General features: G+C 40.2%; 21 protein-coding genes. All 21 read right to left on the bottom strand.

All coding sequences use genetic code 11. The features are described 5' to 3' along the window. Position 1: 1 nt before the first annotated feature. Complete coding sequence (locus BN986_RS03635) at positions 2 to 1123, bottom strand: dipeptide epimerase (protein WP_040978278.1); 1122 nt, start codon at positions 1121 to 1123, stop codon at positions 2 to 4. A 227-nt stretch (positions 1124 to 1350) separates the two neighbouring features. Further along, the gene (locus BN986_RS03630) at positions 1351 to 2265 is read right to left on the bottom strand and encodes a S66 peptidase family protein (RefSeq protein ID WP_040978277.1); all 915 of its coding nucleotides are present in this window, start codon (positions 2263 to 2265) and stop codon (positions 1351 to 1353) included. Positions 2266 to 2403: 138 nt separating this feature from the next. Beyond that, positions 2404 to 4086 (bottom strand): peptide ABC transporter substrate-binding protein, encoded by a 1683-nt coding sequence (locus BN986_RS03625; RefSeq protein WP_040978276.1) that lies wholly within the window; start codon positions 4084 to 4086, stop codon positions 2404 to 2406. A gap of 15 nt (positions 4087 to 4101) precedes the next feature. Continuing rightward, on the bottom strand, positions 4102 to 5106 hold the full coding sequence (locus BN986_RS03620) for an ABC transporter ATP-binding protein (protein WP_040978274.1): 1005 nt from the start codon (positions 5104 to 5106) through the stop codon (positions 4102 to 4104). A 9-nt stretch (positions 5107 to 5115) separates the two neighbouring features. Beyond that, the gene (locus BN986_RS03615; protein WP_040978273.1) at positions 5116 to 6072 is read right to left on the bottom strand and encodes an ABC transporter permease; all 957 of its coding nucleotides are present in this window, start codon (positions 6070 to 6072) and stop codon (positions 5116 to 5118) included. Between the two features lie 2 nt (positions 6073 to 6074). Next, positions 6075 to 7007, bottom strand: a complete 933-nt coding sequence (locus tag BN986_RS03610; RefSeq protein WP_040978272.1) for an ABC transporter permease — start codon at positions 7005 to 7007, stop codon at positions 6075 to 6077. Positions 7008 to 7164: 157 nt separating this feature from the next. Beyond that, the gene (locus BN986_RS03605; protein ID WP_040978271.1) at positions 7165 to 7989 is read right to left on the bottom strand and encodes a M55 family metallopeptidase; all 825 of its coding nucleotides are present in this window, start codon (positions 7987 to 7989) and stop codon (positions 7165 to 7167) included. A gap of 774 nt (positions 7990 to 8763) precedes the next feature. Beyond that, positions 8764 to 10095 carry a UDP-N-acetylglucosamine 1-carboxyvinyltransferase gene (murA, locus tag BN986_RS03600; RefSeq protein WP_040978270.1) on the bottom strand — a complete coding sequence of 444 codons (1332 nt, stop codon included), beginning with the start codon at positions 10093 to 10095 and terminating at the stop codon, positions 8764 to 8766. A gap of 36 nt (positions 10096 to 10131) precedes the next feature. After that, positions 10132 to 10932 (bottom strand): YwmB family TATA-box binding protein, encoded by an 801-nt coding sequence (locus BN986_RS03595; protein ID WP_052400610.1) that lies wholly within the window; start codon positions 10930 to 10932, stop codon positions 10132 to 10134. Between the two features lie 48 nt (positions 10933 to 10980). Next, entirely contained in the window at positions 10981 to 11232 is a 252-nt protein-coding gene (locus BN986_RS03590; protein ID WP_040978269.1) for a DUF1146 family protein, read from the bottom strand. 439 nt (positions 11233 to 11671) lie between these two features. After that, a complete protein-coding gene (locus tag BN986_RS03585; RefSeq protein ID WP_040978267.1) occupies positions 11672 to 12070 on the bottom strand; it encodes a F0F1 ATP synthase subunit epsilon in 399 nt (132 codons plus the stop codon). 131 nt (positions 12071 to 12201) lie between these two features. Next, on the bottom strand, positions 12202 to 13599 hold the full coding sequence (gene atpD, locus BN986_RS03580; protein WP_040978266.1) for a F0F1 ATP synthase subunit beta: 1398 nt from the start codon (positions 13597 to 13599) through the stop codon (positions 12202 to 12204). Positions 13600 to 13632: 33 nt separating this feature from the next. Then, positions 13633 to 14493 carry an ATP synthase F1 subunit gamma gene (atpG, locus tag BN986_RS03575; RefSeq protein ID WP_040979153.1) on the bottom strand — a complete coding sequence of 287 codons (861 nt, stop codon included), beginning with the start codon at positions 14491 to 14493 and terminating at the stop codon, positions 13633 to 13635. A gap of 163 nt (positions 14494 to 14656) precedes the next feature. Continuing rightward, positions 14657 to 16168, bottom strand: coding sequence for a F0F1 ATP synthase subunit alpha (gene atpA, locus BN986_RS03570; RefSeq protein ID WP_040978265.1), 1512 nt, complete (start codon positions 16166 to 16168; stop codon positions 14657 to 14659). An 18-nt stretch (positions 16169 to 16186) separates the two neighbouring features. Next, positions 16187 to 16732, bottom strand: coding sequence for a F0F1 ATP synthase subunit delta (locus tag BN986_RS03565; RefSeq protein ID WP_040978264.1), 546 nt, complete (start codon positions 16730 to 16732; stop codon positions 16187 to 16189). Beyond that, a complete protein-coding gene (locus BN986_RS03560) occupies positions 16729 to 17256 on the bottom strand; it encodes a F0F1 ATP synthase subunit B (RefSeq protein ID WP_040978262.1) in 528 nt (175 codons plus the stop codon). The genes BN986_RS03565 and BN986_RS03560 overlap by 4 nt, the downstream gene beginning before the upstream one ends. A 170-nt stretch (positions 17257 to 17426) precedes the next feature. Continuing rightward, the gene (gene atpE, locus BN986_RS03555) at positions 17427 to 17639 is read right to left on the bottom strand and encodes a F0F1 ATP synthase subunit C (protein ID WP_040978261.1); all 213 of its coding nucleotides are present in this window, start codon (positions 17637 to 17639) and stop codon (positions 17427 to 17429) included. 46 nt (positions 17640 to 17685) lie between these two features. Further along, entirely contained in the window at positions 17686 to 18408 is a 723-nt protein-coding gene (atpB, locus tag BN986_RS03550; RefSeq protein WP_040978260.1) for a F0F1 ATP synthase subunit A, read from the bottom strand. A 55-nt stretch (positions 18409 to 18463) separates the two neighbouring features. After that, positions 18464 to 18853 carry an ATP synthase subunit I gene (locus BN986_RS03545; protein ID WP_040978259.1) on the bottom strand — a complete coding sequence of 130 codons (390 nt, stop codon included), beginning with the start codon at positions 18851 to 18853 and terminating at the stop codon, positions 18464 to 18466. 468 nt (positions 18854 to 19321) lie between these two features. Beyond that, positions 19322 to 21475: a S8 family serine peptidase gene (locus BN986_RS03540; protein WP_081922146.1), complete on the bottom strand. Its 2154-nt coding sequence runs from the start codon at positions 21473 to 21475 to the stop codon at positions 19322 to 19324. A 226-nt stretch (positions 21476 to 21701) separates the two neighbouring features. Beyond that, entirely contained in the window at positions 21702 to 22331 is a 630-nt protein-coding gene (upp, locus tag BN986_RS03535; protein ID WP_040978257.1) for a uracil phosphoribosyltransferase, read from the bottom strand. Between the last annotated feature and the right edge of the window lie 90 nt (positions 22332 to 22421).

Raw genomic sequence — 22421 nt, 5'->3', positions numbered from 1 at the left:
GTTACCAACTCCTTCCCTTTTTAATTGGTTCGAGATAAGATTCCTTTACAGATTGTATTCCGAGCCCTGGTTGATTCAAAAATGTGATTTGATTTCCTTTTCCTTCATAATGAATACCGCCTTCTAAAATATCATCAGCCAGCATAAGCGGTGCGTCAAAATCAAAACGTGTCACTGCCGGATGACTGGCGGCAAAATGGGCGGCTGCCGTAATGCCGAGCTTTGTCTCTATCATACTTCCCACCATACAAGAAACATGGAAGGCTTGCGCAAGATTAGCAATTTTAATCGCTTGATGAATCCCTCCAGCTTTCATTAATTTAATATTGATGAGGTCTGATGCACCTGTTTTCAAAACACGCCGTGCATCATCTATTGAAAACACTGCTTCATCAGCCATAATAGGTGTTGCCGTCCGTTCTGTAATATATTTAAGTCCAATGATGTCGTCAGCTGGAACCGGCTGTTCTACCAATTCAATATTTAACCCCATTTCTTCCATGCGGGTAATGGCCTTAACCGCTTCTTTTGCTGTCCAGCCCTGATTTGCGTCTAATCGAATCAGGACATCATCACCTGCCGCTTTTCTGACAGCAGCTATCCGTTCTATATCTTTTTCCGCGCTGTCTTTGCCCACTTTTACTTTTAAAATACGGAATCCATTTTCCTTGTATAATTTGGCATCCTTCTCCATTTGGGCAATGTCATTCACGCTGACTGTATAATCATTTTCGATACGGGAACGGTAACCTCCCAAATAATGATATAAAGGCTGTTTTGCTGTTTGAGCCAAGCAATCGTATAACGCCATATCTACCGCCGCCTTGGCACTTGTATTGCGAACAATGATATTCTCTAATTGCTCAAACACCCCCGCATAGGAAGATAAATTGGCACCGATTAAAATAGGACGGATCACTTTGTCTATAGCATAATGAATGCTTGCCAGACTATCTCCTGTGATTACATGTGTTGGCGGCGCCTCTCCCCAGCCAATGACGCCATTATCACAACTTATTTTCACAAAAATGCTTTCCGCAACAGTCACAGTTCGTAATGCGGTTTTAAAAGGAGTATGTAAAGGGATCGAGCTATGATAAAGTTCCATATCCAAGATTTTCATATTGAACAGCCCTTTCTAAATAGAAGTTGTTCAAAAATCCCAATAAAAATGACACGGCGAATTTCTGCGTTGGCTTGCTTTTCCGGTGGGGTGAGTAATCGCAAAAGCTCTTCGATGGGGCGAGTAATCGCAGCCCCAACCCCAGGACGTCGTGAACTTAGCCGACTTGGTCCTATTTATCGGACTTTTTGAACTCGCACTGATAAGAGGAAATTCCTCTTATTCCATTAATAGACACCTGGTGACAGCTGTAATGTCTTCGTTCTGCTGGATAAGGTTACTTTTACTCCTAAAGGAACCGAAAAATGTGGAAAGCAATGACCGATTCGAAAACCAGCAAGCACTGGCTTTTTATAATTTCGAAAATAATGTTTCCAAACCTCTTCCAAACTCAGACTTGGACGGACGTTAGGTTCTGCTTCAGCAAAGTCCCCAATGACTATTCCAGTAGCGTCTTTCAGCTTTCCAGCTAAACGCAGCTGATTCATCATCCCATCCACGCGGTAAGGCTCCTCTCCAATATCCTCTATGAATAGTAATTTATTTTTTGTACAAATTTCATAAGGAGTGCCAAGGGTTTGCACTAGGAGAGACAGGTTTCCTCCAACGATTTTTCCAGTAGCTTCTCCTTCCCGATAAATCGTAAGTGGAGATACGCTTTCGGAATAGATGAGATTTGTCGGTCCAAATAACTGCTTAAACAATTGGGCGGAAAGTGTATCAAAGTCTTTTTTAATCATATCCGAAGCTGGCATAGGCCCATGAAAGGTTACTAAACCTGTCGCTTGGCGAATCGCTGTATGTAAAAATGTAATATCACTGTACCCCCAAATAATTTTGGGATACTTTTTAATTAATTCCATATCTATTTTATCAACCAGACGCCCTGTTCCATAACCGCCTCTTGCAAAAATAATGGCTTTGATATTCCTGTCAGCAACCATTTGATGAAAGTCTGCCAGCCGATTGGTATCTTTTCCTGCTAAATAACCGTATTGATCATATACATGTTCTCCAAGTTTTATTTTCAGACCCAGATTTTCAAAGAAAGCAAATGATTGCTCTAATTTTTCTTTTTCTACAGGGCCGGCTGGAGCGGTAATTCCAATAGTGTCCCCAGGTTTTAAACGATTAGGAAGCATACATGCGACCTCCTTTTTTTAACTCGGTAATGAAATATAAGAATAACGATCGAGTTGCTAAAGGGAAAGCTTTGCTGCGTTTTTCTAAAAACAGAGATAGGCTCATTCTTGTATATGAGCCTATCTTGTTCTTTATTCTCACTCCGCCTTATCTGCGTATTTCAGATCAAAGTAGCCTACTGGATGTCGGAGGATACCCTCTACACCGTCCGCTTCTAGAACAACAACATTGTAGTAACGAACTGGTGCAGCAATCATTTCATCTGCTAACATTCTTTCTGCTTCATACAGGTATTCATAACGCTGTTCTTCATCTGTTTCGCTTTTACCGTTTTGGATAAGCTCATCATATTCTTCACTTTCAAACCCAGTACGGTTCATATAAGATTCACTTGTAAAGCTTTCTAAAAAGTTTACAGGGTCACTGTAATCATTGATAAATGAACTTCTGGAGAACTGTAATTCCAGATTTTGCTGCGCTTCCGCAAACACATTCCATTCTTGGTTCTCTAACGAGATATCCACTCCTAAATGCTCGCTGTACATATTCTGCATCGCTTCTGCAACAGCTTGGTTTTCATCACTCGTACTGTATGTTAAAACGATTGGAGGAAGCTCATCATAGCCTTCTTCTTCCATTCCTTCTTCCAGGAGCTGCTGTGCTGCTTCTGGATCAAATTCAACAATATCTCCATTTTCTTCACGGAAGTCTCTTCCATCCGGCGCTATAAAGCCAGGTGACACAAAGCCGAATGCCGGCTCTACTCCTTGTTTGATTACATATTCTGCAATATCTTCACGATTAATTGCGTAAGAAAACGCCTGTCTGATTTTCTTATTTTGGAAAGGCTCTTCGGTAATATTAAAACGATAGAATTCCAGTCCACCATATTCCCCAATAAACACATCGTCCCCATCAATTAATTCATCTGACATCTCTGGAGGAATACTCGCTGTATCTAATTCTCCCGTTTGGAACATTTGATATTGTGTATTCGAATTATTTACCATAGAGAAATGAACATAATCTAAATTAACTGCATCTGCATCCCAATATTCAGGATTCTTTGCAAAAATTAATTCACTGTCATGCTCCCAGGAATCTAACATAAATGGACCATTTGCTACAAACGTATCTGCTTCTGCATGCCAATCTGGTGTTTCCTCTGCAACTTGGTGATTAATTGGGAAAAATGCCGGATTCGTAAGTAAGTCTAAGAAAAATCCAGTCGGCTGTATTAAGACAACTTCCAATGTCTTATCATCAATAGCTGTTACATTGACATCATCTGCTGACCCTTCTCCACTATTATATTCTTCTCCACCTTCAATGTAGTAGGCTAGAAATGCTGCTGCCGATGCTGTATCAGGGTCTAACATATGCTTCCAGGCAAAGACAAAGTCTTCTGCTACTATGGGATCTCCATTAGACCAGTTGGCATCTTCACGTAAATGGAATGTATAGGTCAAGCCATCGTCTGAAATATCCCAGCTTTCTGCCACACCTTCTGCTGCTTCAGAATTTTCATCCAAACGCGTTAAACCTTCCATCAGGTTATTCAACGGATCCCAGGATACCTGATCAAATCCAACTGACGGATCAAATGATGTCGGCTCCTGACCGTTATTAATATATAATGTCTTTCCATCTAGCTCTGGCGTTTCTTCTACCGCTTCATCGCTTCCACCATCTTCGCCATCATCTTCTGCTGTGTCTGTGTCATCTGGTGCTTCTCCGGCATCTTCCCCCGCCGTACATGCGACAAGAACAAACGCCGTTAGCAGTGCCATAAGAATCCATAAAAGCTTTTTTCTACTCATTGTTTTGCCCCCTTTTTAAGTTTGTAAGCTTTTAGCAGCTAAAAGCCGCTTGGCCCGCTCATCTTGCAACCAGCAATCCACATGATGTGTGTCACTGATTTTTTCCGGAGCAGGATAAACTTTATCACACACCTCCATCGCAAATGGACATCGCGCTGTAAATGGACATCCCTTTGGAGGTGAGAATAAATCAGGTGGTGTACCAGCAATCGGTTTTAATTCGCCTTTTGCATCTAATCTAGGAACGGAGTTGAGCAGTCCTTGTGTATAAGGATGCCTAGATTCATAGAATATTTCTCGTTTACTTCCAGATTCAATAATTTTCCCCGCATACATGACCACAATACGGTCTGCTATCTTTGCAACAACCCCTAGATCATGGGTAATCAAAATAATGGATACGCCTGTTCGCTCCTGGATCGTTGAGAACAGCTCTAATATTTGTGCCTGAATCGTTACATCGAGTGCCGTTGTCGGCTCATCTGCTATCAGCAAATCCGGATCACAGATAAGGGCAATCGCAATTACTATTCGTTGACGCATCCCTCCACTAAACTGATGCGGATATTGTTTTAAACGCTCCTCCGGGTTTGGGATACCAACCAGGTTCATCATCTCTATTGCTTTTTCTTTTGCTTTTTGCCCGGTAATTTTCTTATGTTCTTTTAACCCTTCCATCAACTGCGTACCAATGGTTAAGGTTGGATTAAGCGCTGTCATTGGATCTTGAAAAATCATGGAAATATCTACACCACGAATGGATCGCATCTTTTTCTCTGAATAAGTTGCTAAATCCTCTCCTTTAAAAAAAATGGAGCCAGCTGCAATTTTTCCCGGCGGGTCTGGAATCAGCCGCATAATTGCATTGGAGGTGACACTTTTCCCACATCCGGATTCCCCAACAATCGCCAAAGTCTCTCCTTTATCCAAGTGAAAATTGACTCCCCGGACAGCTTGGACTGTCCCTCCATAGGTTGAAAATGTTACATGTAAGTCGTTTACTTCGAGTATTCTTTCCAAGTTATCCACCTACTTCCTTAATTTCGGATCTAGTGCATCCTGCAGACCGTCTCCCAAGACGTTGAAGGCAAACATCGTAAAAGAAATAAAGAATGCAGGGAAAAACAATGTCCACCAGTTTCCGGATAAAATAGCTCCTAACGAATCATTGGCCATCACTCCCCAACTGGCAAACGGGGCTTGGATACCAAGACCGATAAAGCTCAAGAATGCTTCGGCAAATATCGCCGATGGAATCGTTAATGTCATTTGAACGATAATTGGTCCCATCGTGTTAGGTAATAGATTTTTCCGGATAATCCGGGATGTTTTTGTGCCAAACGACTTCGAGGCGAGGACAAATTCATAGTTTTTAATTTGCAATACCTGTCCCCGCACAATTCGGGCCATCCCTACCCAACCTGTAATGGTTAATGCCAGAATAATGGTTCCAAGACTTGGCCCGAGCACAACTAAAAGTAAAATAACAACCAATAAATAAGGTAATCCGTATAACACTTCAATCATTCGCATCATGATATTATCTGTACGGCCGCCTTTATATCCGGAAATGCCTCCCCAGATAATACCAATCGTTACATCAATCAAAGCAGCGACCAAACCGACAAACAAGGAAATACGGGCTCCGTACCATGTACGTGTGAACACATCTCTTCCTGCGTTATCTGTTCCAAACCAATGTTCCATCGATGGTGGCTGATACTGATCTGGAAGGCTCTGTCTATTCACCTCATAAGGAGAAAGCACAGGCCCTATAATTGCCATGACGGTCAACAGGACTAAAAAAATAAGTCCAAGCATGGCCATCTTATTTTTAATTAAGCGACGCCATGCATCTTGCCAATAGGATAAGGACGGCCGGGATACTTGTTCCATCTTCTCTTGATCCCGTTCTTTCCAAGAAAACCATTCATCGGGTATATGAGAGGGTGTTTCAAGATGCTCCATTTCTTTCTCTGGCTTCATCTTTATCTGCCCCCTTTCTGATGCATTTTAATTCGTGGATCGAGTATGCCATAAACAATATCCACGAGGAATAGCATAATAATTAAAAAGGAGCTGTAGAAAACAGTGGTTCCCATAATAACCGGGTAATCACGCTGATTAATGCTTTCTACAAAGTATCTTCCCATTCCCGGTATCGCAAAAATTTGTTCAATTACAAAGGTTCCTGTTAAAATTCCGGCGAAAAGTGTTCCCATAATGGTTACAACAGGCATTAGAGCATTTCTTAGCGCATGCTTGAAAACAACCTTCCATGGGGAAAGACCTTTTGCTTTCGCCATTTTAATATAATCTTGTGTCAGCACCTCCAGCATCGTAGAACGTGTAAGTCGGGCGATAATCGCCATTGGACCGGTTGCTAAAGCCAGCACTGGAAGTACCATGTGCGCCGGGCTCCTCCAGGTTGCCGTTGGAAATATTTCTAAGTTTACTGCCAATTGTTGAATAAGGATTGTTGCAAGAATAAAGTTAGGGATCGAGATACCTAAAACAGCGACTCCCATTGTTAAATAATCCAGAAAGCCGTTATGTCTGAGTGCAGCAATAATTCCAACTAACACGCCTGAAACAACCGCTAAGGCAATCGTAATAATACCCAATTCAAATGAGATCGGAAATCCGCGTGATAAAAGGTCATTTACCGTCTGATTAGGTTGTTTAATCGAAGGCCCGAATTCAAACGTAGCGATCGATTTAATGTAAAGTAAATATTGTATGTAATAAGGTTGGTCTAAGTTATAATGAGCCTCCAGGTTAGCCTGTACTGTCTCATTTGAGGACTGATCGGTGTTAAAAGGAGAGCCAGGTATATTTACCATCAATACAAAAGTAAGGGTAATGATTACCCATAGCGTGATAATCATAATTAATAAGCGCTTTAAAACGTATTTCAGCATCTGTTTCACCCCGCTACCTAAAGTTTTTTACTACATAAGTTGCATGGAATATCATATGTGTAAGCTTGATAGGGACTGCTTTGGTCATATACTGTACGAATGACACTTTTTATTCATCTGTTATAAAAATGAACCTGTAAGAGGATGTTCACTTACTTTAGGAAAATGTTGTTTGCATTGCTAATTCTGTCATAACGAGCATCGCTTGATAAGCTTCTTTTATATCTTTCGCTTGAAACCGTACTTTGGTGGTACCGGGAATCCACATGGTGCCCGGCATTAAACTTGCCCATTCTGCTTGGCCGCTATTATTAAATTCAATCGTCAGCTCTGGTTTTTCTGGAGGAATTAAAGGGGACACATGTTTACGATTATCCAGAGCAAGCTTTACTTTTTCTTTAAGGAGAAGACCCGCTTTTTTAGGCGTTAAACTTTTTACAGATGATCTCGATATCGTCTCCTTTACTACAGCAGTGGTTACATGAGGTATTAATTTTTCTGCTTCTGCCGCTGCTTGATCATCTCCTGCAACAAGTAAGATAGGCACTTCGAAATACCCAGCAAGGTATGCGTTCATCCCCATCTCCCCGATACAATGATCATTAATATAGAAATTACGAATAGCGTGTATCATGGAGTGCGACATGACTCCACGTTGGCCTGCCCTTGCATGATAACCAACAAAGAAAGCACCGCTATATGTATTGTCCAGCCCTTGCATCATAGAAAAGGGTTTGACCTCTCCCGTTATTAACAATGCATCGGAATGAATCTCATCAATAAGTAAATTATTCATTTTGGAATGACTGTCATTTACTAAGACTTCTTCAGCACCATAATCAAAAGCAGCTTGAATAACGTAATTTGCTTCATCAGTCATTATTTTTCGAGATCTTTCATAATTATGTTTCTTCCAATCTACAAATGTAGCATCCGGAAGTCCTGTAATCCCTTCCATATCCACAGACATATAAAGTTTCATGGTCATCATCCAATCGAAATATTAGTAATTTTCTCTAAATATAGCATGTTTTACGCTAAGTGAGAAGAGAAATATTGTAAATAAATGAATTATCATTCATTTATTTTTTTCACATTTTATTTCGAAAAACGGATAGAATGCTGTTCAAGCATGGCATTTTACTAACCCTATCTATTTAATATGAATTTCAAAAATAATTCTTTATACCTATATATATGTACGATTTAAATATTTATCACAGTTTCACTACAGCAGCTTTTTTTCAGATATATAAAACGAAACTTCATTCAGTGGGAGTTTTCGACGCACGAATGTTTCCGGTGGGGCGAGTAATCGCAGCAACGGTTTTAATAGACCGAGTAATCGCAGGTCTCAATGTTGTCAGGTTAGTGAATTTCATTAAGATTATGTTTGATACTGGTAGATAGCAATAAGGCTAACTAGCGGAGGAAAAACACGGAGACTCCTTTGGGAAAGCGCGGAGGGAAGACCCCGCAGAAAAAAAGCGAACTTCTTTTTTTGAGGAGGCTGAGCTCAAGCCCACGGAAAGCGTAGTGTTTTTCTGGGGTTGCGATTACTCACCCCACCATAACCCGTCGCAGCGGTCGTATTAACCTGACAACATTGGTAATCGCAGTCCCAGTCACTCCCCTGCAATAAGTTCGATTGCTGGATATTATTGATTCATATCATCATTTCGAATCCCATTAAAAAACATAAAAGAAAAAGATGCACCTGCGATATGGTACATCTTTTTTATAATAGAATATGAAATTATTCAGTGATATATTCATTTAATTCGACATTTTCTGCCATTCCTAATGGCTGAATTACGACACCATTTTCATCGACGCGTTTAATGTCTGCACCAAGGTTTGCCAATTTAGATACAATATCTACATATCCACGGTCTAAATGCTTCAATTCTGTAACTCGAGTATGACCTTCACTTACAAGACCTGCTAAAATAAGTGCTGCTGCCGCTCGTAAATCTGTAGCTGCTACTTCTGCACCTTGTAATTCAGAAAGACCTTCGATAATAACACTGCGACCTTCAATTTTAATATTTGCATTCATACGGCGAAATTCTTCTACATGCATAAAACGGTTTTCAAATACCGTTTCTGTAATAACACTGGTTCCGTTAGCACATAACATTAATGCCATCATCTGTGATTGCATATCCGTTGGGAAGCCAGGATGCGGTAATGTTTTTATGTCAGTAGATTGGATAGCATCGGAACCAATAACCCGTAAACCACCATCTTCATCAATAACTTGCACGTTCATTTCCTCTAATTTTGAAACAACAGAGCTTAAATGTTCACGTACAGCATTTTCTACTAGTATGTTTCCATTTGTAATTGCTGCTGCAACCATAAATGTTCCTGCTTCAATGCGATCTGGAATCATTACATGCTCCGTTCCGTGGAGTTTTTCAACACCATTAATACGGATTGTTTCTGTACCAGCTCCTACAATTCTTGCACCCATTTTATTTAAATAGTTAGCTAAATCAACAATTTCAGGTTCTTTAGCAGCATTTTCAATAATGGTTTTTCCTTCTGCCAATGCGGCAGCCATCATAATATTTTCTGTAGCTCCTACACTCGGCATATCTAAATAAATTTTTGCACCATGCAAGCGGCCATTTGATTTTGCTTCCACAAAACCGTTACCTACGTGAATCTCCGCTCCCATTGCTTCAAAGCCTTTTAAGTGCAAATCAATTGGACGTGAACCTATTGCACATCCTCCAGGCATAGCAACCTTTGCGTGTCCATAGCGGGCTAATAACGGTCCCAGCACAAGCACGGATGCACGCATTTTTCTCACATATTCAAATGGGGCTTCTGTTTCTAACTTATCAGAAGCATCAATCATTACTGCTTTTTCTGTTGAATCAAATTCCACATTGGCATTTAAGTTGCGAAGCACTTCATTAATTGTGTATACGTCTGCTAATACTGGTACTTCTTTAATAACACTTTTTCCTTCACTAGCAATTAAGCTAGCAGCAAGTACAGGCAGGACTGCGTTTTTAGCACCTTCAACACGTACAGTGCCTTTTAACTTTCGTCCGCCACCAACGATGATTTTTTCCATGTCATAAATCCCCTTCAGAATCTAATTTCCCTATTATTAATATTCATTTATTAGGATAGGTGTTCCTATCATAAAACTCTTTTCCCCATGATGACCTGTAACAGCGGCAATGTGCACATTTTTTGGGTCATTTTCCATGAAATAAAAATGCTCCCATGTTTTTATATACCCGTATGTACTTTGTTCAATCCTAGAATTTTCTATATTGTCATAATTAGTCGATATATGCTTTATATTGAAATATTTTTTTGCTTTATTTAAAAATTCATCGTGGTTAATTATATCACTATCTTGTATAGATAGACAAGTATATAATTGTGACTCTTTTGTTAAATATTTTTTTTGTATAGCAGCTTTTTCTTTTTCATACTTTTGACTTATTTGACTATCCCAGTCCTTTCCATGTAAGACAATAATTACTTCTGCTGGTTCTTTTTTATCTAGTGGTAAAATCACATTATATAATACGTAAAAAGGCTCGTTATTGTGACCATTATAAAACGTATATTTTACTCGGTCTCCATTCTTATCCTCATGTTGTGTATACATTGTTTCCAAATTCTCAACGAGACTTTCTGCACGTTCTCTTCCCATTTGCTCTTTCATTGTAACTTCCCAAAAATCAATGGCAAAATCGTTCTCTTCTGCAAATGCACCTAAATCTTGCATTTCATCAGTCTGGTAAGATTGACTAAAAGCTTGGTTGACAACAAAGCAAATAACAAGTAATAAACAAAAAGCCTGATTTCTCCGTTGAACAGGGGTATTGATCATATGAAGGGTTTTCGTCGCTTGTATAATAGGGTATTTAGAGCTGAAAAGAATTCTATGAAACATAAAAAAACCTCCTATCAAATCTATTAATCTTAGTTTTGACAGAAGTTTTTATATCAATACGTGTATAGAAGAAAAAAGATATATTAAATCTCCAGACCACTGTAATATATCAAGAAAGAACCTGCTTACACCTGTCCCAATCATAATCGTGATAAATAGAAGAAAAACTCTAGCTTCTGCAGATCTTCCTTTTTTGAATATTGTCTCGATACGAATTGCAGTAACAACTTTCCATGTCAAATAAATAAACATGATGTGTGAGAAGATACTGATTAAAGCTAATTGACTTGCTGAAAACATAAAAGTCTCCTTTCAGAATAAATTTGTCTAATATTGCAGAATACAATTTCCGTTAAATCATTTCCCGGGAAATTATAACATATTTCTTTTTATTTTCTTACTGTAAACCACTTTTGGATAAGTATTCGTGTCATTTTATGTTGATTTATTATTGAGGTTAAGATAAAACACTTCTTTTTATGCCAGCCTCTTCATTTGATCATTTTTTAAACTTTCCTATCGTGGAAATCAACTCGGAGGTCAAAAATAAACCCCCTATCCATTTATTTGGCAGGGAGTTTATTGAAACTTTTCTTATCACAAATAGCTGTCCGTATAACTCCCATCTTAAATTTAAACTATTTAAACGGGAGATAACAAGTACTAATTTCCTGATCGACTCAGGCTAATGATAATAATGTGGGAAAAGAACAAAGTTCCCACTGAGTGAAGTTTCGTTTTATGAATTTGTGATTTCCAGACGATTAATCGCCCGTCTTAATGCATATTCAGCACGAACTTTATCTATTGTATCGCTTTTTTCCTGAAGACGTCTCTCTGCACGTTCCTTTGCTTCCTTTGCACGAAGAACGTCGATATGATCAGCTGTTTCAGCAGATTGTGCCAGGATCGTAACTTTATCAGGCTGTACTTCCATAAAACCTCCGCTGATGGCAACCTGCTTTGTATCACCTGCTTTTTTCAAACGGGCAATGCTGATCTGCAGCGGAGTGACAAGCGGGATATGTTTGGGCATGATACCGATTTCCCCGGTTTCCGCTTTACAGACAACCATATCAAAGCTATCTTCCAGAATCGGACCTTCAGGAGTGACGACACTTACTTCTAATGTACTCAATGTTTACCCCTCCTACAGCTGGCTAATAGCCGGAAGGATGATGCATTATTAAATGAGATTTAAAAAGTTTCGTAAATTGCATACCGTACCTTTTAAAAAAGCATTATTCATGAATCATCCTCAGCTGTCTATTATTCCGAAGCTTTTGCTTTTTCGACTACTTCTTCAATACGTCCAACAAGGCGGAAGGCATCCTCTGGAAGGTCATCGTACTTTCCTTCAAGAATTTGTTTAAAGCCTTGAACCGTTTCGTTTACTGGAACATATGAACCAGGCTGCCCGGTGAATTGCTCAGCAACGTGGAAGTTTTGCGATAAGAAGAATTGGATACGGCGTGCACGAGAAACGACCAGCTTGTCCTCATCACTCAGCTCATCCATACCCAGGATTGCAATAATATCTTGCAATTCACGGTATTTTTGAAGAGTTTGCTGCACACCTGTTGCAACTTGATAATGTTCTTCTCCTACTACTTCCGGATCAAGCGCACGGGAAGTAGATGCTAATGGATCCACGGCAGGGTAGATACCTTGCTCAGAAAGCTTACGATCTAAGTTTGTCGTTGCATCCAAGTGGGCAAAAGCAGTTGCCGGTGCCGGATCGGTATAATCATCTGCAGGAACATAAATAGCTTGGATAGATGTTACAGAACCTTTATCTGTTGTTGTAATACGTTCCTGTAATTGACCCATTTCCGTTGCAAGTGTCGGCTGATAACCAACGGCTGACGGCATACGTCCAAGAAGTGCGGATACCTCCGTACCTGCCTGTGTAAAACGGAAAATATTGTCGATAAACAGTAGTACGTCCTGACCTTGTTCATCACGGAAATATTCCGCCATGGTAAGTCCAGTCAGTGCAACACGCATACGTGCACCAGGCGGTTCGTTCATTTGACCGAACACCATCGCCGTTTTCGAGATTACGCCGGAGTCGCTCATTTCATAGTAAAGGTCATTTCCTTCACGGGTACGCTCTCCAACACCCGCGAAAACTGAAATACCACCATGTTCCTGTGCGATATTATTGATTAATTCCTGAATTAATACTGTCTTCCCTACGCCGGCTCCACCAAAGAGACCGATTTTACCACCCTTGGTATATGGGGCAAGCAAATCAACGACCTTGATTCCTGTTTCCAGAATTTCTGTTTCTGTAGACAGATTTTCAAAAGCTGGTGATCCGCGGTGAATCGGGTCTAAACGGGTACCTTCCGGCAATGGCTCATCTAAATCAATTTTTTCACCTAAAACATTAAATACTCGTCCTAATGTAATGTCTCCAACAGGTACAGAAATAGGCCGACCTAAATCTTCAACCTCTGCTCCACGCTGGAAACCATCTGTAGAGGACATCGCAATGGTACGAACACTGTGATCACCAAGATGAAGTGCTACTTCCAATGTTAAATCTTCACCCGGCTGTTCACTGCGTACTACTAATGCATTGTTTACAGCAGGGAGCTGACCATCTTCAAAACGTACGTCAACGACCGGTCCCATCAGCTGTGTTACGCGTCCTTTTGTCATCTGTTTCCCTCCTAACTTAACTTACCTGTGTGACTATTCAAGTGCTGCTACACCGCCGACAATCTCGGTAATCTCCTGGGTAATAGCTGCTTGACGTGCACGGTTATATGAAAGTTCTAAATCACCAATTAATTCATTTGCATTATCTGTTGCACTACGCATTGCAGTCATACTTGCAGCGTGCTCACTTGCTTTTCCATCAAGTAATGCACCGAAAATCAAGCTTTCTGCATATTGAGGCAGAAGTACCTCCAGAATTTCTTCCTGATTCGGATCAAATTCATAATCAGATGTAGAAGCATCCTGATCCTCTATATGTTCAATAGGTAATAGCTGTTTATCTGTGACTACTTGAGAAATGGCACTTACATAATGATTATATATAATGTGAAGTTCATCAATTTCTTGGTCTGCATACATTTGTACTGTTTCAGAAGCAAGGCTTTTTACATCGGCAAATGTAGGGTGATCCGCTACTCCCAATATACTTTGAGCAACCGGAAGACCACGTTTGCGGCAAAAGTCATACCCTTTTCTTCCAATAACAATGATGGTGTATTCATCCTTTGAAGCGTGCTTCTCTTCAATTTTACTTACAAGGTTTCTTAAAATATGACTATTATAAGCTCCTACTAAGCCACGGTCTGAAGTGATAATCAGGTATCCTGTTTTCTTCACTTCACGTTTTACAAGCATGGGATGCTGCACATCTGTATTGGAATTAGCAATACTTCCCACTACTTCCTGCAGCTTTTCTGCGTAAGGTACAAACCCCCGGGCATTTTGTTCTGCTTTCGACATTTTCGATGCAGATACAAGCTCCATGGCTCCCGTGATTTGTTTTGTTTTCTTTGTAGAGTCAATTCTTCCTTTTAATTCTCTAAGTGATGCCAAACTTTTCACCACACTTTCCTATAAGGAATGTGGACCGGATATGCTCCGGTCCGTCTTCTAAGAGGATGTTCAAAAAGTTCTACAGAATGACACTACGAATTTCTGTATACTTTTTGAACATACATCTTAAAGACTGTTCTTATACTTTAATATCCCAGACATCTTATTGATTAGACGGTAAGAATGTATTCTTAAAGCTTTCAATTGCTTCATTAAATTCTTTTTCATCTGGAAGGTTACCTGTTTCTCGAATCGTTGTGAAAATATCATTTTTATTATGTTCTATCCAGATATTCATTTCTTCTTCAAAACGCAGAATATCTTCTACAGGAATATCATCTAAGAACCCTCTTGTCAGCGCATAGATAATAGCAACCTGTTTTTCAACGACCATTGGTTTATGAAGTCCTTGCTTCAACATTTCAACCGTGCGCTGTCCGCGATTAAGTTTCGCTTGTGTTGCTTTGTCAAGATCGGAACCAAATTGTGAGAATGCTTCCAGCTCACGGAATGATGCCAAATCAAGACGAAGTGTACCAGCAACTTTTTTCATCGCTTTAATCTGTGCAGAACCACCTACACGTGATACAGATAGACCCGGGTTGATCGCAGGGCGTACCCCTGAGAAGAATAAGTCGGATTGTAAGAAAATCTGACCATCTGTAATGGAAATAACGTTGGTTGGGATATAAGCTGAGATATCCCCAGCCTGTGTTTCAACAAACGGCAAGGCTGTTAAAGAACCGCCGCCTTTAGCGTCACTTAACTTAGCTGCACGCTCTAATAAACGTGAATGCAGATAGAATACATCTCCCGGGAATGCTTCACGGCCTGGCGGACGACGAAGTAATAGGGAAAGTTCACGGTAAGCAACCGCTTGTTTTGATAAATCATCATAAACAACAAGCACATGCTTGCCGTTGTACATGAACTCTTCACCCATCGCTACGCCCGCATACGGTGCTAAGTATAGTAATGGAGCCGGATCAGATGCGCCTGCAGATACTACAATTGTATAATCTAATGCGCCATGCTTACGGAATGTTTCTACTGTAGCACGGACAGTTGATTCTTTTTGACCGATTGCGACGTAAATACAAATCATATCCTGGTCGCCTTGGTTCAAGATGGTATCAACAGCTACCGTTGTTTTACCTGTTTGACGGTCTCCGATGATTAACTCACGCTGTCCGCGTCCAATTGGTACAAGTGCGTCAATCGCTTTAAGGCCTGTTTGTAATGGTTCATCAACTGATTTACGATCCATTACGCCCGGTGCCTGTGCTTCAATTGGACGTGTTTTTGAAGTTTCAATTGCACCTTGTCCATCAATTGGCTGACCTAATGGGTTTACCACGCGCCCCAAAAGTTCCTCTCCAGCCGGTACTTGCATGATGCGGCCTGTGCGACGAACTTCGTCACCTTCTTTAATTCCTTCAAAAGGTCCAAGAATAACGATACCTACATTACTTTCCTCTAAGTTCTGGGCCAAGCCCATTACTCCATTAGAAAACTCAAGTAACTCTCCAGCCATTGCATTATCAAGTCCGTGTGCACGTGCAATCCCGTCCCCGACTTCAATAACTGTTCCAACATCAGTAACTTCTATGTCTGAATCAAAATTTTCAATTTGCTTTTTTATCAGCGTACTAATTTCTTCAGCATTAATGCTCATACCATTTCACCCCTATCATCATTTATTAGCAGACACAATACTACGGGAAATTCGATTAAGCTTCCCTTTTACCGTACCGTCATAAATCGTATTTCCGATTCTGATTTTCACGCCGCCAAGAATTGACGGATCGACGATGTTAGTAAGTTGAACTGCGGTTTTTCCTAATCGGACAGCTAAGGAACGCTCTAAATGACTTTTTTCCTCATCCGATAAATTTCTTGTCGAATAAACAGTAGCATCTGCCATTCCTTTTGCATCATTTACTAAAGAAATAAATTCGTCGATAATGGTTGGAATGATCGATGTTCTATGGCGATCTACCAGTAATTGAAGTGTATTCAAAACGATCGGGTCGCTCCCTTGGAATGCTTCAACTACAAGCTGTTTCTTTTTTGCATTATCAATCTTTGGATGCGTCAGGAATTTAGCTAATTTCTTATCATTCTGAAAAACAGGCTGCACGATTCTAAAATCTGCAACAAGCTGTTCTAATTTTTGTTGTTCTACTCCAAGTCTGAAAAGAGCATCTGCGTATCGTTTAGCAACTACTACATCACTCATCGCTCTTCTCCTACCTCTTTAATGTATTCGTTGATCAGTTTCTCTTGATCCTGCTCACTTAGTTCTTTTTCAATGACTTTACTTGCAATTAATACAGATAGAGATGCGACTTTATCTTGTAACGCTTCGATAGCTCTTTCTTTCTCATTTTGAATATCTGCCTGTGCAGCCTCTTTAATGCGTTCTGCTTCTTTCTTCGCAGATTCAATAATTTGCTCCTCTTGCTTTGCACCAGCTGCTTTTGCATCTTCAATCATTTTTTGAGCTTCTGCTCTTACCTGATTGAGCTGTTCAGCTGCATCCTGAGAAGCTTTTTCTGCATCAGCTCTGCTTTTTTCTGCTTCTTCGATTTCATTCGCCACGTACTGCTCACGTTTTTCCATCATATTCATCAATGGACCCCAGGCGAATTTTTTCAGTAATGCAAGGAGTACAATGAAGAAGAACAGCTGAACGAGCATGTCTACCCATTGCAGTCCGCCGATTTCAGCTCCAAGTATCAATAAATCAGTATATGAATGCACGAATTCCACTCCTTTCGCTAAGACGTTATCGCTATAATAGAGAAGCTTCCTTCTCTATTTCATTTATAAAGCATGAAAATATCGCATTATTTTTCTGAACTGCTATTCCTGCATAAAGGAATGGCGAAGATTCTCCCTGAGATAAACTTCGCCATTATATTTCTGAAAAATTAACCGCCAATTACCATAAACGCGATAACTGCTGCGATAATCGGAATCGCCTCAACTAATGCTACCCCGATAAACATTGTTCCTTGAAGCGGACCTCTTAATTCCGGCTGACGGGCGATCCCCTCTACTGTTTTACTTACGATCATACCGTTACCAAGACCTGCACCTAATGCTGCTAGTCCAATTGCGATTGCTGCTGCTAAAGCTCCCATGAATAATTTCCTCCTTTTTATGTGTAAAAAAATATAATAGTTTTATTTAATGGTCTTCGCTCACTTTATGAGACATATACACCATTGTTAACATAACAAATACATAAACCTGAATAGTACCGATGAAGAGCTTGAAGCCCATCCAAGCGAGTGTTGGAAGTGCTGCTCCGAAAAATCCGAATACAGATGATGTTGCCAGTCCAATCAGTAGACCTAATAGAATTTCACCTGCATAAATATTACCGAATAAACGAAGACCTAATGTTAAGGTGTTTGTGAATTCTTCAACAATTTTAAACGGCAACATGAGCGGTACGGGACTTACGAATGTTTTTAAGTATGATTTGGTCCCCCGGATTTTTATGCCATAGTAATGCGTTAATAGAATAACCATTACAGATAGTGTCAATGTCATCACTGGATCTGCAGTCGGGGATTTCCACCATAAATCATGTCCAACTACCCCGACAGTAGCTACACCTACAAGGTTACTTACTAAGATATAAAAAATAAGTGTCAATCCAAGCGGAAGAAATAATCTTCCTGTTTTCCAATCCATGTTGTCTTTTATGATGCCTTTGACAAACTCTACTGCCCATTCCATAAAGTTCTGCATCCCTGTAGGTTTCATTTGCAGTTTTTTGCTTCCCCACACACAAAAAACAAACACAATGAGTGATACAATTACAGTCATTAAAAGATTGGCAAGGTTTAAATTCGCACCTGGTATCCCAAAGACATCATGTACTATCGGATTTTCGTGATCCAAAATTATCACCCCTTTACTAAAACTATTTGTAAGTAAAAATGGAATACTGGAAGGATTAGTCTTCTTTGCCGTTACGCAAGATAAAATAGTAGATGAAATAATCTAACATCATCACCACATAAGAAGAAACAATCCCTATGATTACAGCATAAAGATGAAAATACTCATCAAAACGCATCGCTATGAGGACTGCTAGGACAGCGGCAGCCATTCTTGTAAATGTGCCCAGCCCAGTTCTGCTCTTTCTGCCTGCTGCAACAGTTTCCCCAAGTTTATTTGACTTGTATTGCAGTAACCACAAGTTATAAAGACTAACACTACTACCTAAGATTAAACCTAGAAAAATTCGGGTATAGGGTAGAAATCCAGCGCAAAGTACTAAGATTGCTAACCAGTAAAGCATCCATTTTCGTTGACGGATTATCATACTTTCATAATTAGACATCAATGCTATTTCACTCCTAATGCCCGTCAACTTAAACTCGTGTTAGAAACATAGATTTGCATCCGTTTTCAATCAAGTTGGGGAACTTCTTGCTGGGTAATACTACTTGTAGTCTTAGATGCGGAGGTGTTACTTACTATTTGCACCTATGTATTGAAGGCAGAGAAATATGTTTTACATACTTTTCAGAAAGTATCTATTTTCTATGGGCTCTGACTACTTCCTCTTTTTCTCCACACTAAGTAAGTTTACAATACGCCTGTAAGAGTTGTCAACGTGTACCAAGCAATATACAAGGTATTTCTGTAACCGTAATAAAACGCTCCAAATCAAGCTTATTCTTAAGAAATAAGCATTTGTAAACCCGTTTTCCCGAAAAAGGATTCACAAATGCTTCCAATTCTATATGACAGTTTTGTGAACACGACTTTTTGACTATATATGAAAAAGGCATAATCGGGAATATTTTCATTCAATGAAAATCATTGTTTCCACCTGCTCAAACTCCCCACCTTCGAGTTCTACTGTAATTAACGCCAGGTAATATCCAGGCGCCCCTGCTTCTTCTCTGGTAAGGACTCCTTCATGTTCTCCTTCTTCCAGCTCCGTTTCCTCCAGTAACTTTCTTTCAAATAACAACGTTTCTGGATGATACAAACTGACATCGATGCTTTTTACGAATTCTGTTAAATAAAATTGATACTTATATTCGGCATCTTCAAAAGGCTCTAAGTAGAATTCAAAACCAGCTGTTTTAGGCTGATCCGCCTCTTGATTGACAATAATATATGGCAAAGTATAATTTTCTTCTTCTGCTTGCAGCGTCAGCCAGTCCTCATGAACCCCCTCTTCCAGCCGGTCTCGGTTCATGGATAATTTGATTGTTATTTCTTTTTTCTCTTTCGGCTGAATAGTGAAGGTTTGTGGCAAGCTCCAGACCAGCCCATCCTTTCGCTCCGGTGTTTCAAAATGATACGTTTGTGTCTTGTCTGTTCTATTTTCGATGGTTACCGTTTCTGTAAACTCTTCCTGATAGTGATTGAGTTTTCCAAATTCCAGCTGGGGATCGTAAATAATGGCAGAAGGATCTACTGCTTCGTCTAACTGCATTAATCCCATTCCCTGCGTGGTACCGTTTAAGCGTGTATCTTTTTCTTCAAAGGGCTGCGCAGTTGTTTTTAATGCACCAATCAGCTGCTTATTTGTCCAATCTGGATGTGCTTCCTTTAAAACAGCAAATGCTCCTGCTACATGGGGAGAAGCCATACTCGTTCCATCCATTGCCTGATACCCTCCCGGAACTGTACTCCAAATAGCAGATCCCGGCGCGGAGATATCCGGCTTAATCGCCCACTGAACAGCAACCGGCCCCCGTGAACTAAAGGGCGCAATGGTTAATAAAGCGTCTTTTTGCACGGAATCTATAAAATAAGGTCCTTGGTTTATTTGCGACTGCAACCATTCCCCCTCCTCTTTTTGGATTGAAGCAACCGGGATATTAACAGGCTGCCGGTTATTTTCTACAGATGCCTGCAGCGGTCCAGGTTCTGAATTATAAATGATTAAGCCTTCCGCTCCCATATTTTCCGCTTGTAGGGCTAATTCAAAAAAAGGAATTTCTTTTCGTCTGGTAAGCGCAATTTTTCCATGTAAGGATTGTCCTTGCTCCATATTATCCATGTCTACCAGTTGATAGGATTGATCCAGCTCCCACGGCGGAGCACCCGCTGTTTCGATTAAAGGAATTTCCGTTTCTTCAAACGTATCTGCGAGCACCGGCTCTTTCTGCGGGGTTGTAGACGCTCCGACAGATACAGATTGATCTGCTGTTGCTGGTGATCCGACTGTCCATGCATCCGGTCCGCTATTTCCATTTGCAATCACAACAATAATACCAAGTTCGCTGGCACGGTTAACTGCCATACTTGTCGGATAGTCAGGAACATTTACTTCGTTTCCCAAGGACAGATTAATAATGTCCATCTCATCTTCTATTGCCTTTTCGATAGCTGCTAATACTTGAACAGATGAGCCTGATCCACCCGGTCCCAAAGCACGATAGGAATAAATGTCGGCATCAGGAGCTACGCCGTTGATCTCTCCATTACCAGCTATAATTCCTGCTACATGGGTTCCATGCGCGGTGGGATGTCCTTCCTCCGGCGTTGTTTCCATTGGGTCCTCATCAAAATCAACCAGATCATAACCGCCTTGATAATTATCTTGTAAATCTGGATGATTATAATCAATTCCTGTATCTATCACACCTACTTTCACGTTTTTCCCTGTAAAATCGGTCGAATTCAAGTCATATGGTATGGGCTCAGCAGGGTCCATTTTTTCAGCTACATCGGCGTTTGCTGTGTCTTGGGGCAATGTTTGATACGTTTGCACCTGATGAAACGTCTTCACCTGCTCGATTGAACCAAGCTCAGCTAATTGTTCTACCTTCCCTTCTACAGCAAGTCCTTCAAAAACAATATCATAAACAGCCACGACATTAACAAATGGATGGTAAGCTTCTATTTCTTCTTTTACTTTATGAGGGTCACCTTCTACTTCTATAATAAGTGTTTGTTTAAGCGTCTCTGCATCATACATATTTACGGATTGTATTTGCATAAACAGCACACAAATCGCTAGAGCACATAGCACCTTTTTCCACATAACATCTCCACCTTTGTAAAGTAGTTTTCGTGGCTGGGTGCAATTTTATACAATTTTTAACTTGCTTCATCTTATATTTTGACGATACGGATATTGGTTATTCATTCCAATCGTGGAAAGGAATCCTTTTGGACACAAAAAAAACAGACCAGAATCCATCTCCAGCCTGCTTTTCATTCTCTTATTTTGTTCCAAATAGACGGTCTCCTGCATCCCCAAGGCCAGGAACAATATAACCATGGTCATCAAGACTATCGTCTAATGCTGCTAAGTAAATATCCACATCCGGGTGCGTTTCTTGCACTGCTTTTACGCCTTCTGGTGCAGCTACAAGACACATTAAACGAATATTTTTTGCACCGCGTTGTTTTAAAGCTCCAATGGCATCAATCGCTGAACCGCCTGTTGCCAGCATTGGATCAATAACAATCAGTTCACGCTCTTCAATATCATTCGGCAATTTAACATAGTATTCCACAGGTTTTAATGTTTCTGGATCACGATATAAACCAACATGTCCAACTTTTGCAGCTGGAATCAGCTTACGTACACCATCTACCATTCCTAAGCCTGCACGAAGGATCGGTACCAGTCCAAGTTTTTTACCAGCTAATACTTTTGATTTGGATGTCGTTACTGGTGTCTCCACTTCTACATCAGATGTTGGTAAATCTCTTGTAATTTCAAAAGCCATTAACATCGCTACTTCATCTACAAGTTCACGAAATTCTTTTGTTCCCGTATTTTTATCGCGAATGTACGTTAATTTATGTTGAATTAACGGATGATCAAATACAAATACATTACTCACGTGATCACTCCTTAAATTTATATATCGTTCAAATTGTACTGAAAATCATATGTGCTTTCAAGTTAATTTACTTTGTTGAATGAATAATAG

Origin of the sequence: Oceanobacillus jeddahensis (genome assembly GCF_000750635.1) — a bacterium.
Lineage (GTDB): Bacteria > Bacillota > Bacilli > Bacillales > Amphibacillaceae > Oceanobacillus > Oceanobacillus jeddahense.
Note: the sequence above shows the minus strand (reverse complement) of the source record. Positions and strands in the feature narration are given on the sequence as shown.